The organism is Beggiatoa leptomitoformis, from assembly GCF_001305575.3.
GTDB classification, from domain to species: Bacteria; Pseudomonadota; Gammaproteobacteria; order Beggiatoales; family Beggiatoaceae; genus Beggiatoa; species Beggiatoa leptomitoformis.
Window position 1 is genome coordinate 4015409 of sequence record NZ_CP012373.2, and the last position, 14049, is coordinate 4029457.

Annotated in this window: 15 protein-coding genes and 1 pseudogene; 9 read left to right on the forward strand and 7 right to left on the reverse strand. The window is 41.3% G+C overall.

Going from position 1 to position 14049, the window contains the following annotated elements; genetic code table 11:
* Positions 1 to 37: 37 nt before the first annotated feature.
* Both AL038_RS17120 and AL038_RS17125 read right to left on the reverse strand, forming a co-directional pair.
* Positions 38 to 877: a hypothetical protein gene (locus tag AL038_RS17120; RefSeq protein WP_062154899.1), complete on the reverse strand. Its 840-nt coding sequence runs from the start codon at positions 875 to 877 to the stop codon at positions 38 to 40.
* A gap of 1 nt (position 878) precedes the next feature.
* Positions 879 to 1526 (reverse strand): CoA pyrophosphatase, encoded by a 648-nt coding sequence (locus AL038_RS17125; RefSeq protein WP_062154901.1) that lies wholly within the window; start codon positions 1524 to 1526, stop codon positions 879 to 881.
* A 164-nt stretch (positions 1527 to 1690) separates the two neighbouring features.
* Here AL038_RS17125 and AL038_RS17130 point away from each other — a divergent pair, with 164 nt between their 5' ends.
* The 3 genes from AL038_RS17130 to AL038_RS17140 all read left to right on the forward strand — a co-directional run bounded on the left by AL038_RS17130 (position 1691) and on the right by AL038_RS17140 (position 4181).
* The gene (locus tag AL038_RS17130; RefSeq protein ID WP_145917128.1) at positions 1691 to 2248 is read left to right on the forward strand and encodes a DUF2799 domain-containing protein; all 558 of its coding nucleotides are present in this window, start codon (positions 1691 to 1693) and stop codon (positions 2246 to 2248) included.
* Between the two features lie 62 nt (positions 2249 to 2310).
* A complete protein-coding gene (locus tag AL038_RS17135; RefSeq protein WP_062154906.1) occupies positions 2311 to 2841 on the forward strand; it encodes a TRAP transporter small permease subunit in 531 nt (176 codons plus the stop codon).
* 14 nt (positions 2842 to 2855) lie between these two features.
* On the forward strand, positions 2856 to 4181 hold the full coding sequence (locus AL038_RS17140; protein ID WP_062155603.1) for a TRAP transporter large permease: 1326 nt from the start codon (positions 2856 to 2858) through the stop codon (positions 4179 to 4181).
* 183 nt (positions 4182 to 4364) lie between these two features.
* Here the strand turns inward: AL038_RS17140 and AL038_RS17145 are convergent, their stop codons facing one another.
* The 3 genes from AL038_RS17145 to AL038_RS17155 form a co-directional block, all read right to left on the reverse strand.
* The gene (locus AL038_RS17145) at positions 4365 to 5300 is read right to left on the reverse strand and encodes a DUF58 domain-containing protein (RefSeq protein WP_062154908.1); all 936 of its coding nucleotides are present in this window, start codon (positions 5298 to 5300) and stop codon (positions 4365 to 4367) included.
* Between the two features lie 10 nt (positions 5301 to 5310).
* Positions 5311 to 6288: an AAA family ATPase gene (locus AL038_RS17150; RefSeq protein ID WP_062154910.1), complete on the reverse strand. Its 978-nt coding sequence runs from the start codon at positions 6286 to 6288 to the stop codon at positions 5311 to 5313.
* A gap of 428 nt (positions 6289 to 6716) precedes the next feature.
* Positions 6717 to 6863 (reverse strand): nucleotidyltransferase family protein, encoded by a 147-nt coding sequence (locus tag AL038_RS17155; protein ID WP_083991571.1) that lies wholly within the window; start codon positions 6861 to 6863, stop codon positions 6717 to 6719.
* Between the two features lie 567 nt (positions 6864 to 7430).
* Between AL038_RS17155 and AL038_RS17160 the strand changes: the two genes are divergently transcribed.
* The 6 genes and pseudogenes from AL038_RS17160 (at position 7431) to AL038_RS17185 (ending at position 12335) form a co-directional block, all read left to right on the forward strand.
* A complete protein-coding gene (locus tag AL038_RS17160; RefSeq protein WP_062154912.1) occupies positions 7431 to 8594 on the forward strand; it encodes an AAA family ATPase in 1164 nt (387 codons plus the stop codon).
* Entirely contained in the window at positions 8587 to 9309 is a 723-nt protein-coding gene (locus tag AL038_RS17165) for a hypothetical protein (RefSeq protein WP_062154914.1), read from the forward strand. Before AL038_RS17160 ends, AL038_RS17165 begins: the two co-directional genes overlap by 8 nt.
* A 205-nt stretch (positions 9310 to 9514) precedes the next feature.
* On the forward strand, positions 9515 to 9973 hold the full coding sequence (locus AL038_RS17170; RefSeq protein WP_236839422.1) for a GntR family transcriptional regulator: 459 nt from the start codon (positions 9515 to 9517) through the stop codon (positions 9971 to 9973).
* Positions 9974 to 10047: 74 nt separating this feature from the next.
* A pseudogene (locus AL038_RS18995) lies at positions 10048 to 10917 on the forward strand (IS982 family transposase).
* A 64-nt stretch (positions 10918 to 10981) separates the two neighbouring features.
* Positions 10982 to 11644 (forward strand): HAD-IA family hydrolase, encoded by a 663-nt coding sequence (locus tag AL038_RS17180; RefSeq protein ID WP_062154915.1) that lies wholly within the window; start codon positions 10982 to 10984, stop codon positions 11642 to 11644.
* A 79-nt stretch (positions 11645 to 11723) separates the two neighbouring features.
* Positions 11724 to 12335 carry a hypothetical protein gene (locus AL038_RS17185; protein WP_062154918.1) on the forward strand — a complete coding sequence of 204 codons (612 nt, stop codon included), beginning with the start codon at positions 11724 to 11726 and terminating at the stop codon, positions 12333 to 12335.
* Positions 12336 to 12413: 78 nt separating this feature from the next.
* On the opposite strand, the gene AL038_RS17190 is transcribed toward AL038_RS17185, so the two are convergent.
* Together AL038_RS17190 and AL038_RS17195 are read right to left on the reverse strand one after the other, a co-directional pair.
* Positions 12414 to 13376, reverse strand: coding sequence for an isochorismatase family protein (locus AL038_RS17190; RefSeq protein WP_083991572.1), 963 nt, complete (start codon positions 13374 to 13376; stop codon positions 12414 to 12416).
* A gap of 52 nt (positions 13377 to 13428) precedes the next feature.
* Positions 13429 to 14001 (reverse strand): TetR/AcrR family transcriptional regulator, encoded by a 573-nt coding sequence (locus AL038_RS17195; protein WP_062154919.1) that lies wholly within the window; start codon positions 13999 to 14001, stop codon positions 13429 to 13431.
* Positions 14002 to 14049 lie beyond the last annotated feature (48 nt).

The following is a 14049-nucleotide window of genomic DNA, read 5'->3' on the forward strand; positions in this document are numbered from 1 at the left end:
TTTGATTCAGACAGGCTTTTAATTCAAACAGAACCATCTAGCGATACGTATTAACTCGATTTATCCATCCTGCTAACCAACGTTTTTCATTCCGTTCCACAGGTGAGTTTTGTACACGCTGGGTTAAAACTTGTGCGGCTGCCGTTGCAAATTCAACGGTTGGGTTGTTCGTATTACCCGCCATTTTATCCAACACTTGTAATAATCCCCAGCCTTGTCCGTTGTAACGTTCGGTTGTAGAAACCCCTTCACCTTTAAAATTTACGTAGTCAATCAACGCATAAATACCATTGGCGGATTGTGCGACGCGATAAAATTGTGTGCGTATTTTTTCCTTTTGTATATCAGTCGGTAGCGTTGCCAATAGGGTTGGTAAACTTTGTTCGACACGTTGCGCCATAAATTGTACTTGCACGGGTAATGTTTCATGCAAAAAAGTTCGCAGTAATAACATTTCATTACTATTGATTGCGCTATTAAAAGCCTCACGAGTTGCCCAAGGACAATGCGGTGTGTTTATTAACCAAGCAGGAATGTCCACTTTTTCCGTGCGCATAAATTGGATTAATAATGGAAATCCTTCTGTAAACACGGGTATTTTTCCTGCGGGATACCAAATGAAATGCCCAATTCCTAGAGAGGCAAAATCCTCTCCTGCATTCCATGCGGTTAAGCCTTCTATTTTCGCACCGCTTTCATTTTGCCAAATTTTATACCCCTCCATTAGCGCGTCTTGTTCTGACAGTTGAACGTTAAATGTTTCAGTAGCCGATGTCGTGGGTTTGGTACTCGTTAGAGAGGTACACGCACTGAGAGTTAATAGGATAATACTGAAAATTATCAATAAGTAGTGAGTATAACGTGTAAAATATTGCATACTAGACCAATAAGCCTTTAGGAGAATGTGTATTTCTCGAAGTGTGCTTACTTTCCTGTGTCATGGCAAGTTGTAGGCGTTGATAAAAATTTATGAGTATGCCTGCGGTTGCTCCCCAAATCATTCGCTCTTGATAATAAAAAACATGGTAAAAACGGGGTTGCCCTTTATAATTCATCATTTCGCGTTGATGGTTACGTTGGTCTAATAAAAAACTTAAAGGGACTTCAAACACGTCAGCGACTTCAAAACTATCTACAGTGAGTTGAAAACCCGTTTGTACGAACCCGACTATCGGTGTAATTAAAAAACCCGTTCCTGTTTCATAAGGGTCTAACGAACCTGCAATTTCAATAAATTGTGCGGGTAGTCCGATTTCTTCCATCGTCTCCCGTAATGCGGTATCAATGGGCGTTTGGTCTGTTGCATCCACACGCCCCCCGGGAAAGCAAATTTGTCCTGCATGATGATGTAAATGTGCCGTGCGTTGCGTCAAAATGACGCGATATCCATCAGGATACGCAACTAATGGCAATAATACCGCCGCAGGAATCAGTTCAGCGACTTTGGGCGCGTGTGGATTTAACGTAAAATCGCCATTGGTGGGGAAAGTTGTGGTTAATAACGCTTGTTGAATTAATTGACGCATCTGTACACCTCTATGTTCTTTTAGTTATTTTCCTTACATATTGTCCTAGTATAGAAGATTTTTTTAGGGGCTAATGGTACGCGGATAAATACAAGATTTGTCCGCATTCATCAGGTGAATACCGTTGTCTTAACCATGTAGAAAAGCAAAAAGGAGAAGCTATCTTGATAAAAAAAATGCTGTTTGCAGGGAGTTTTATGTTTTTACTGGCAGGTTGTGCCAGCTTGTCACAAGAAGAGTGTCAACAGGGAAATTGGCAAACCATTGGTTATAACGATGGCGCGCAAGGTTATAAAGTAGAACGTTTTTCTTCTCATCAAGAAGCGTGTGCGGAATATAAAGTTCGTCCCAATTTTCAGTTGTATAAACAGGGATATGAAAAGGGCATCGTGACTTATTGCCGTCCGAACAAGGGTTATGATTTAGGGAAGCAATTAAGTCAATATGAAGGTGTTTGTCCTAGTCATTTAGAAACCGCTTTTTTAAATGCGTATTTAGACGGTTTAGAAGCAAACTATCGTGCCGCGCAAACAACACTAAATAGTAAAAATAGTGAATATAGACGTTTATCTGCTTTACTGAGTAGTTCACGCGAGGAAAACACACGACGGAAAATACAGAATGATTTAAAAACCTTAGATAACGAGATAGAACAATTAGAGAGTAAACAAGAGACGGCGATAGAACTGCGTGACCGCGCGGAGTCCATTTTATCGCATTAGTCAAAGAGGGGTACGGTAGGTTAAAAACCCCCACGCATATCAACCACCATCGTATTGACATTATGAACTATCTACATAAAACAGTTAGATTTATTAACACCTTTAGTGAATGGACGGGCGTTATTAGCGCGTGGCTCATTCTTTTTATGGTGTTAGCCATTGTTTACGACGTATTCACCCGCGCCGTTTTTAATCAAGGTTCTGTGATGTTGCAAGAACTACAATGGCACTTATTTGCGGCAGCGTTTTTGCTCGGCGCGGCTTACACACTTAAACACGATGATCATGTGCGAGTGGACATTATCTATCGCAGTCGTTGGGTAAATGCAAAAGCCCGTGCATGGTTAGATTTATTCGGTAGCCTATTTTTGCTCATCCCCTTTAGCCTGCTTATTATTTATTGTTCAAAGAGTTTCGTTTACAACGCCTATATTTTTAATGAAGGTTCTCCCGATGCGGGCGGATTACCTTATCGATTTATCCTCAAGGGCATACTCCCCCTCAGTTTTGTATTTCTTATTATACAAGGGGTTGGTGACGCGCTCCGTCATCTCTTATTTATTTTAGGTAGCCCTGTTGAGGAACAACGATAATGGAATTTTTAACGATGGATGTTTGGGCATTGATGATGTTCATTGTCCTCATGTTTATGCTCCTATTGGGTTATCCTGTCGCGTTTACGTTGGGGGCAATCGCGCTGGTTTTTGGTCTAACTTTTCTCGGGCTTGGTTTTCTTGACCTGCTTCCCTTACGTATTTGGGGGATTATGACCAACTTCACGCTGCTTGCTGTTCCGCTTTTTATCTTTATGGGGATTGTCCTAGAAAAATCGGGGCTTGCAGAAGAACTGCTAGAAACTATGGGGTTATTGTTTGGTAAATTACGCGGTGGATTGGCTATTTCAGTTATTTTGGTAGGTGCATTACTTGCCGCGACAACAGGCGTTGTGGGTGCAACAGTAGTCACAATGGGTATTATCGCCCTGCCCTCTATGCTCAAAAATAATTACTCCGCTGTGCTGGCAACAGGCACAATTGCTGCCGCTGGCACATTAGGGCAAATCATCCCCCCCAGCGTTATCTTAATTCTGTTAGGCGATGTCATGGGTGTTCCTGTTGGGCGTTTATTCATGGGGGCTGTTATCCCCGGTCTTTCCCTCGTCATCATTTACCTGCTTTATGTTATATTTATCGCGTGGCGATACCCAACAGCCGCGCCTGCACTGGCTAATTTAGATGAACATCAGTGGAATTGGCGGTTCACAAAAAAACTCCTCAAAAGTGTTTTTCCTGTCTTAATTCTAGTCATTGGCGTATTAGGGTCGATTTTCTTTGGAATTGCCTCTCCAACCGAATCGGCTGCAATTGGTGCGGTTGTTGCCCTAATACTCGCGCTGATTCACCAACGCTTAACCCTGCGTAATCTTCTCGATGCGATGCAACACACGCTCCGTTTAACCAGCATGGTTTTTTTAATCCTCATTGGGGCAACGGCGTTTGGTTTAGTGTTTAAAGGAATGGGGGGCGATCAACTGGTTCATCACATTTTTACCAATTTACCGGGGGGGATGTGGGGATTTTTAACCGTTACGATGTTATTGATTTTTGTACTGGGATTTTTCCTAGATTTTCTGGAAATCTGTTTTATTGTTGTTCCAATTGTAACCCCCATTGCCGCTCACTTTGGTATTGATTTATTGTGGTTTGCCATTTTAATTGCCGTTAATCTTCAAACATCGTTTTTATCTCCACCGTTTGGCTTTTCCCTGTTTTATCTTAAAGCCGTTGCACCGCCAACCATAAGAATCAGCACGATTTATTGGGGAATTACCCCTTTTGTCATCTTACAATTGCTAGTCTTACTGCTCATCATCATTTTCCCACAAATTATCCTTTGGTTACCGAATGTAATGGATAGTTTGCAGGGATACTAGACTATAAAACAACACGGATACTACCGCTCTAAACGGTGTTATCCGTTTAACGTCTGTCTGAATCAAAGTTTTCAGCATTAACAAACAACCATACTTAAAAACCAGAAAGATGAATAACGGATACCACTACTTTACGCGGTGTTATCCGTTTTTTTGTTATAGCAACAGCCAATTTTAAAACCGTTAATACCGCATTTCCCGCTGCAATAATTTAATCGGGTCGTCCGTTGTTGCACAGGCAATAAACTGCATTCCATGCTGTTGTGCGAGTTGCTGTAAATAGGCTTGATGTTGGAGAAAGCGTTGTGCATAAGTTTGAGATAACTGCTTATCGCCCGTGTATAAATTGACTTCTTGCAGTCCATCACTCAGCCGATAATAACCTGTTGGCGGTAATTGCCATTCAAGAGGGTCATAGATGAAAAATAAAACCACTTGATTATCACGGGATAAATGAACCAGATGCGACTCACCCAACGCATTTAAATAACGAAAATCACTGATTAAAAACACTAAACTAGACGGATGCACAACTTGACGTAAGCGTCCTAATGCGGTTTGAATGGCATTTTTATTAACCGTTTCGGCAGGCGTTTGGGTAGTTGTGAGCTGTTTTAAAAAATGCAAGACCGCAGGTTTACCACGACGGGGTTTTAATTCATGATGTTGATTATCAGTAAAAATTTGTCCGCCCACACGGTCGCCTGCATAATTTGCTGTCCATGCTAATAAACTCGCCAATTTTGCGGCTAACACAGATTTAAACACGCCACGTGTGGCGAAAAACATCGGCGCGCGATAATCCACCCAAAGAAAAACAGGGCGTTCACGCTCTTCACGAAATAATTTCGTGTGAACCTTACCCGTGCGTGCCGTAACGCGCCAATCAATCGCGCGAATATCGTCCCCCGCTTGATACGGACGCGCTTCGTCAAACTCCATACCGCGTCCTTTAAAAGAGGAAATGTATGTACCGCTTTGTTGTGAACGGGGTTTATGTGACCGCCAAAGGCGTAAGGTTGGCGCGGATTGGTTAAGGCTAATCAATTGCGGTAAATTGACTTGTACCCGTTCATTATCCATTGTGGGAGGCGTTAGCGGTTTAGTGCGGAAAAACATGGCGTAACCTTTAGGGAACAGCAACACGGGCAAGCAATTCAGCAATAACGGTGTCGCTGGTAATGCCTTCAGCTTCGGCTTCGTAGTTCAGTAGAATTCTATGTCTTAAAACATCGTAAGCCATGGTTTGAATATCTTCAGGGGCAACAAAATCGCGTCCTGCTAACCATGCGTGCGCTCTTGCACAACGTTCTAACGCAATGCTTGCGCGAGGACTTGCGCCATATTGTATCCACTTGGCTAAATCGTCACCGTAAGGGCGTGCATTGCGGGTTGCAAGCACTAATTGCAGCAAATAGTCTTCTAAATCATCAGCTAAATGGATTCTTAGAATTTCTTGGCGCGCGGCGAAAATAGTCGCTTGGCTTACACGCGAGAAAGTGGGACGCGGTGTTGTATCATTGGCTTGTAAGGCTTCCGTGCGAGCGAGACGTAAAATTGCTTTTTCATGCACGGGGTCTGGATAGGTAATTTTGACATACAGCAGAAAACGGTCTAATTGCGCTTCGGGTAGGGGATAAGTACCTTCTTGTTCAATGGGATTTTGTGTTGCCATGACAAGAAAGAGAGAAGGCAATGGATATGTGGTGCGTCCAACAGTAATTTGGCGTTCTGCCATCGCTTCTAACAAGGCGGATTGGACTTTAGCAGGGGCGCGGTTAATTTCATCCGCAAGGACTAAATGATGAAATAGCGGCCCTTGTTGAAATTGAAAACTGCCCTCTTGAGGACGATAAATTTCTGTTCCTGTTAAGTCAGCGGGTAATAAGTCGGGGGTAAATTGAATGCGGTGAAAGTCGCCTTCTATCCCTTCGCTCAACACTTTAATGGCACGGGTTTTTGCAAGCCCCGGTGCGCCTTCAACCAGTAGATGTCCATCTGCTAATAAAGCAATCAACAGTCGCTCAACAAGGGTTGCTTGTCCTAAAATTTGTTCGCTGATGTGCTGTTCTAATTGTTTGATAATCGTTTGCGTATTCTCGCTCATGTCCTACGTTTTAACTCCTTGAATAACAGTAATGACAGGGTGAATAAATATGAACCACTATTATGCCGTACTGTCATTTTTTAAAGATTAATCTTTAGTAATTCAAATAAACGCAGGTTTTTACAAGAAAGCATTGCTTTTCTTTAGACTGTCGCAATGGATTTTTGGTAATGCTAAAGAAGTAGTAATATTAAGATAAGAAAACAGAAGAAGAGTCTCTAAAATGCTAACTTGCCCTAGCTGTAAAGCGACACAGTGAAATACGGAAAAACCCGTACAGGGGTATAAAACTATAACTATCGAGAATGCGGACGGAGATTTGTAGAATAGCTCAGCAAGAAATATATAAGCCAAGAAACTTGGGTACAGGTAAAAGAAAAACGCTCACTAAGAGGAATAGCCTGTGTCAAGGAATCTCAGGCACATGGCTATAACATTATGTCAATATCACTCTCTTCCGTTTGTTCTTGACGCGCATACGAGCCAAAAAGTGTTAGTCGTTCAATACCATATTTGCTTTTTAATTCAGGTTGATAGTTTCGTAAAATTTGTTGGATTTCAGCAAGTGTTCGCATTTGAATTCACCTATCATGCTTATAAAAAAAGACCCCGATAATTAATATTATTGGAGTCTTTTTAATTGTAAGCAACTAAATCTTACAGCGCAAACAAGTCTGTAAACTCATTCATTGGGGTATTTTCTAAGGTTGCTTGGTAGGCGAAGATTTTTAGAATATTGGAGGACTTTTTATGGAAAAACTCTGGTTGTAATTAAATCTTTATCAGTTATTTTAAGGGTTTTTCTCTCTCCCAAATGCCGTCTTGACCGCTCTGTGCTCAGTCTTTACTAGTATGCAAGACATCAACGAATGTGTTTCCAAGCAACGTTTGGAAACAAGGAAAATACTCAGATAAACTTCTAAGTAGTGAATAGAAGGATTTGATTCTTTATTGTTAATAACTTACTGGGAGAAGTTTTTCTCAAATTATCAAGCAGAACTTGATATACAGGTATTCCTAAATAGCGTTTGGGAACGAGAAAACAGTCTCTCGACTTGTCGTAAGTTAAAATGTTGTGTTAAAACCCACGACCTCAAGCAAGTAATTATGCAAGAACTACTGACAGGAAAAACAAGACTAATATGATTCGCACACTCAAAATTCAGGGATTCAAATCCATTAACGATCAAACCATTGAACTCGGGCGCGTTAACTGTCTCATCGGTGACAATGGTGTGGGCAAAAGCAACCTTTTAGAAGCCATTGGTGTCTTAAGTGCTGCGGCGTATGGCATTGTTGATAATGAAAGCTTAATGCGTCGAGGCGTGCGTACTAGCTTGCCACGTTTATATAAAAGTTCCTTCAGTGACCAAGATCCACCCAAGCATATTCATATCAGCGTAGAAGGAGAGAATGAAGAAACATACCAAGTATCCCTGAAAAACCCAATGAGTCATCCAAAACTGGCATGGATATTTATAGATGAATTATTAAAAGACACGCAAGACCCTATTGTTTCCGATAAACAACGTCGTAATAAAAAAAACCTAAATACTAAAGCAGGTCTAGCTGCATTGAAATTAGTAGAACTAGAACCAACCTCCCCTGCCGCACAACTAATGCAATGCCTACAAGAATACGCTATTTATTGCCCTAACACTCCAACACTACGCAATGTTGAGTCTGACGCTCAGCCACGTAATCCTGTGGGACTCAATGGAGGACAACTTGCTGAGGCATTTGCAGAACTACGAAAACAATTAAACAAAGATAATGATGAAGTTTCGCTTGAAATATTAGATACAGTATTGGATTTAATCAGTTGGAGTGTAGATATTGACACCGTCAAAGAGGGGACTAAATCAGTATTAAAATTTACTGACAGATTTATGAATAATAGTCGCAATAAATTGACTGCTGGTGATGCGAGTGAGGGTGCACTCTATGTATTATTTTATGCTGCGCTGTGTTTATTGCCTAATGCTCCGCACCTGTTTGCCATCGACAATTTAGACCAAAGTCTTAATCCACGTCTAGCAATACGTCTCACCGAACGGCTTTCGGATTGGTTGAAAAACAATACACCTGATCGACAAATTTTATTTACCGTACATAACCCCGCTATATTAGATGGCTTAGATTTAACTGATCCAGAAATACGTTTATTTGCCATAGAACGTGATAGTAATGGCATGACCTGTGTACGTCGCATTGAATTAAGTGAATGTTTACTTAAACTTAATCAAGAATACCCGCTTTCTCGCTTATGGTTAATGGGACGTTTAGGAGCTGTTCCCAATGTCTAATTTGCGCATTGCCTTAGTTGCAGAAGGACCAACAGATTATGAAATCATCCAAGCTGCACTCAAAGCGATTCTGCCAGCTCCTTTTGTATTAACGCGACTTCAGCCAGAAGCCAGTCCCAGTCGTCCACAAATGGGTAATGGCTGGTGTGGCGTATTAAAATGGTGTCGTGAAATGAGTAAACAATGTTCTGGAAACATAGACACAGAACCCACGCTAGAACTTTTTGATTGGATAATCCTGCATATTGATGTTGATGTAGCAGCTACACAATATAGTGATTGTGGTGCAAACATACAGCAAGAAAGCATAAACTTGGGTTGGCAAACATTGCCGTGTACTAAACCTTGTCCACCTGTAGTGGATACTGTAGCAGCACTACAACAAGTAGTGGAAAGCTGGCTAAAACCAGCAAGTGCAAGTGCAAATACTGTTTTTTGCTTACCAGCCCAGTCTTCTGGTACTTGGTTAGCTGCTGCACATTTGCCCGATGAACATTTATTATTTGGGCAAATGGAATGTAATCTAACGCTAGAAAATAGATTAGCTGACTTGCCTGTAAAAAGTGGTTTACGCATTCGTAAAAGCAAACGCGAATATCAACAACATGCCCCGAAAATTACCGAACAATGGGAAAGAGTAAAACAACATTGTAGTCAAGCTCAAGTATTTGAAAGTGCTATTCTCAATTTATTATCTATAGCCAACACACCGTAAAAAGTAGAATATTTAGGAGTTATGCCGTTGTTCCTGTAATGGTCAAGTTTTTTGAAGAAAACTTAATCCTCATTTCTCGGCTATTATCAATGCGTAAGTCCTATAATATTCTCCCCCCATTGTCGACAACCTCCCCCATTTTCCCATTGACCCCCCCCAAAAAACCGCCTATATTGTCGACAATTCACCCATAGAGACACACATCATGGTATCGCTGATACTCCCTACTGATCAGCCTGTCACCACTGCCGATAAAACTTTTATTCAATTGCGACAAGATATTGTCGAAGGTGTCATCCGTCCTAGCAGCAAACTCAGCGAGACGGAGTTGTCGACAAGATACGCGGTGAGCCGTGCTGTGATTCGTGAAGCCATTAACCGTTTAGAATCTTGCCATTTAGTTGAACGTAAAGCCAACGTCGGGGCGCGTGTCGTCGTCTTAACACAAGATGGTTTAGAAGAACTGTATCAAGTGCGCGAAGCTTTGGAAGGGATGGCGGCGCGGTTGGCTGCCGTTCACATGACAGAGGCAGAAATCAGCGATTTAAACAGCTTATTAAGTAGCCATTTTAAAACCGTGCAAAGTGGCGAAACTTACTATCAAGAAGCAGGCGATTTAGATTTTCATTATCGGATTATCTTAGGTAACCTGAGTTCGGTCTAAGGAAGGCAAGCCCGATAAAATCTGAGAAAATATAAAATCTCTACATTCCATATTTCTCAACGAGCTTGCCTACCATGAATTTAACACGATTGTTTTGTGAAGTGGATGATTTCTGCAACGCATTTATTCCTGAATGGGAAAAACTCAACTCAACGATGGCTGCAAAACAAGACGCAGAACTCGTAGCTTAAGTCCTTCCGAAATCATCACCCTTATCGTCTTGTACCACTCATCAGGTTACAGAACCTTCAAATGGTTTTATACCCGTCATCAGCATCTGTCTCAGGCATTTCCGAAACTTGTCTCCTACAATCGTTTTATTGAGCTGTTACCTGACATCTTGATTCCTCTGACTTTCTTCATGAAAAGCCGTTGCGCCACAGGGAAGGGGATTGCCTTTATTGATTCAACCCCTTTACGGGTTTGCGATAACCTACGGATTTCACGCCACCAAACCTTCAAGGAGGAGGCACAAAGAGGCAAATCCTCAACAGGATGGTTTTATGGCTTCAAACTCCATCTCTTAGTCGATGATTGCGGTCAAATCCTCTCCTTTCGGATTACGCGCGGTAATGTCGATGATAGAAAACCTGTTCCGAGTCTGCTGAAAGACTTTATCGGTAAAGTCTTTGGAGACCGTGGCTATCTCTACTAAAAAGCTAGCTGAGTTATTAGCTTTGGACGACGTAGAACTGATTACCACCTTGAAGAAAAACATGAAACCCCGAGTACTCGCCGCTTTTGATAAGCTTTTGTTACGTAAGCGTTGTATCATCGAAACGATTAATGACCAGCTGAAAAATATCTTTGATTTAGAACACTCGCGGCATCGTTCATTAACCCATTATATGATTAACGTTGTCGCAAGTTTGGTTGCTTATTCTTATCAGGATAAACTGCCTTCTTTGAATATTGCCAGAAAGGATTTAACTCCTTTGGTCTAATCGCTTAGCCCGAACTCAGGTTAAAATAGAAAACTCGCTAAAAAGAATTTTCAGGATTCGCACAATGAAAACCGCTTTTACACTGTTAGTTTTTGATTGGGATGGCACACTGGTTGATTCTCAAGCTCGGATTGTTGCGACGTTTAAAGCGGCTATTCAGGCGGTTGGGCTAGGTCATGCCTCTAGTGCAGCCATTCGTAATGTTATTGGCTTAAGTTTGGAACATGCTATTTATCACCTGTTTCCCACCATTAATGCACAACAATATCAGCAATTTAAAGAATGTTATCGACAATATTATTTTGCTGAAGATACCCTTCCAACGCCGCTATTTACAGGGGTTACGCAAACATTACAAAAATTACGTGCGACAGGATATTGGCTTGCAGTTGCAACAGGTAAAGCACGGCGTGGTTTAAATATCGCGTTAGCAGAACATCAATTAACCGAATTATTTCATACAACCCGTTGTGCAGATGAAACATTTTCAAAACCACATCCGCAAATGCTATTAGAAATCATGGATGAATTAGGCGTAATCCCTGAAAAAACGGTGATGATAGGCGATACTGAATACGATTTACAGATGGCAAAAAATGCAGGCACTGCGGCAATTGCCGTAAGCTATGGCGCGCATGACAAACCGCGTTTACTGGCTTGCCAGCCACTTATTTGTTTAGACAACCTAACGGATTTACCTGCTTATTTAGACGCTAACGAGGCTTAAACCACCACCATTTTATCACGCACGCTTTTCTTACCCTTCTATCCATTTGTTTTATCTTCTTATTATTTCTGTTAGTCCCATGAAAAATGCTACAGACTCGCAATTTAGACAGCGCATTGCTCAAGCCAGTGCGCGGCTGATGGTACAAGAAGGTATTGATGATTATCATCTTGCCAAATGTAAAGCCGCAACACAGTTGGGCGTACCCAATACCCGCAACCTTCCCAGTAATAGCGAAATTCAAGAAGAAATCGTTATTTATCAACGTTTATTTAAAAGTGATACACAACCTTTATTAGTCCACACGATGCGAGAATCCGCGCTACATGCCATGCGTATGTTGCAGGTTTTTTCCCCTCGCTTGGTTGGCTCGGTTTTACTGGGGACAGCAACCCCCCATTCAGAAATTAATTTGCATTTATTCGCCTATTCCCCTGAAGAGGTTGCCTTATTTTTAATGAATAAAGGTATTCCTTATGAACTGACCGAGCGCAAATTTCGCCTGCCCGCGCGCGAGTCGAATAAAACCGTGAATTATCCCTGTTACTATTTTGTTGCGGGAGAACATAATATTGCATTAACGGTATTCAATATTGATGATGTCCGCTGGTCGCCACCCAGTGCAACAGATGGTAAACCAATGAAACGGGCGGATTTATCTGCCGTAGAAAAGCTATTGCAGACTGTATAATTGTACTTTTCAGCTACTTGTAAAAATAACACGGATATCACCGTTTTACAGGCTGATATCCGTTTTTCTAATATCCCGCTACTGACTAACGCTTGCTATCCACTCATCTACACTTAATACCTGACTAAATCGGCTGGCTTGGACAACTAAAACCGTATTATGTAAGGTTTCTGCGGTTACTTTTCCCGCTGTATTTTCAAAGCCTAATGTTGCCGTTGCGTCAGATAAAAATTCTACATTAAATCCCAAATGAAAAGCGTATCTTGCCGTTGTATCGCAACACATTTGTGTCATGTAACCACTGATAACAACCGTATCAATGCCATTACTACGGAGATAATTTTCTAATCCTGTATGCACAAATGAGCTAGGTTGGGTTTTTTCTATATAAAAATCAGGTGTAATTGCGGCAATACTGGGGTGAAGTTCCCAGCCAATACTGTCTTTTTGAAACACAGACAAGCCTTTTTCTAATGTATGCTGAATAAATACAACGGCTATATCTGCCTGTTGTGCAAACGTGATTGCACGCAGAAGATTTGCTTGCGCATTACTCGGATAAGAAACAGGTAATTTGCCCGTAAAATACTCATTTTGTACATCAATAACGAGTAATGCTCTTTTTTTGCCCCCTGTTGGCGGGTTTGCATAATTGCCACTGACAACGGAGTTCTTTCTGCTTGCCTGCGTCGCGCCATCGTACCCCCATGAATCTGCACTGATTTCATTAATAACAATATAAGTTGCCAGTGGTAACTGTCCTAAATGGGTCTGTAATAACGCGGACGCTGCTTGTAACATTTGTGCTTTTTGCGTCGCAGTATTGGTGTTTTGGGTGATATTAATCGCTAAATAAGCACCAATATCCTGAATTTCTCCGCCAATAAACCAACTACTATTTTCAAGCTCTTCAATCGTTATTGCTGTTAAACGGGCTTCTTTGCACAAAATTTCTGCCATAAGACGGGTTAATTCTGATGCAAGTTGTGCTTTTACGGCAACAGGTAATTTTTTTGATAATTTTAACGTGAGGTAGGGCATCGCATTCTCCTTGACTGATTGGTCAAGAAGAGTGTAATGGAGACTTGACTAATCAGTCAAGATGGGAAATGTATTTTTTTAATAGTTCAATAGAATCAATAAACAGCTCTTCGTTATCGCTCAATTTTGCCCGTTGTATCGCGCCACCAATGACAGACACGATAAAGGTGGCTAATTTTTTAGCATCTCCTTGTTTTAATTCACCAATAGCCATAGCCTTCAATAAGGCTTGCTCAATGTACCCCTCATAACTGATATACGCTTTTGCTAAAGCCGTTCTAAAATCGTCGTCTAAACCTGCTAATTCCTGAACCAATTTTCCTAATGGACAACCGCGTTTTAAATCAAAATTCGCGGGGTTAGAGATGAATGTAAAAAGGGTGTGTAGGGGTTGTTCTGAAATAACAATAGCGGTATATCTTTCTGCAAACCGCTCGGCTATTTTTTCGTTTATCACTGCTAAAGCAAGTTCTTTTTTTGAGGAAAAAAAATGATACAACGAGCCTTTTTGCACGCCTGCTATGTCTAAAATCGTATTTAAGCCTGTTGCACTGTAGCCATTTGTATAAAACGTTTCAAAAGCAACCGTTAGTAACTTATCCCGTGTATTACTGGTATTTTTCATATCACTCATAATATTCTAAAGATGAACAATCACCGCTTTAAGCGATAG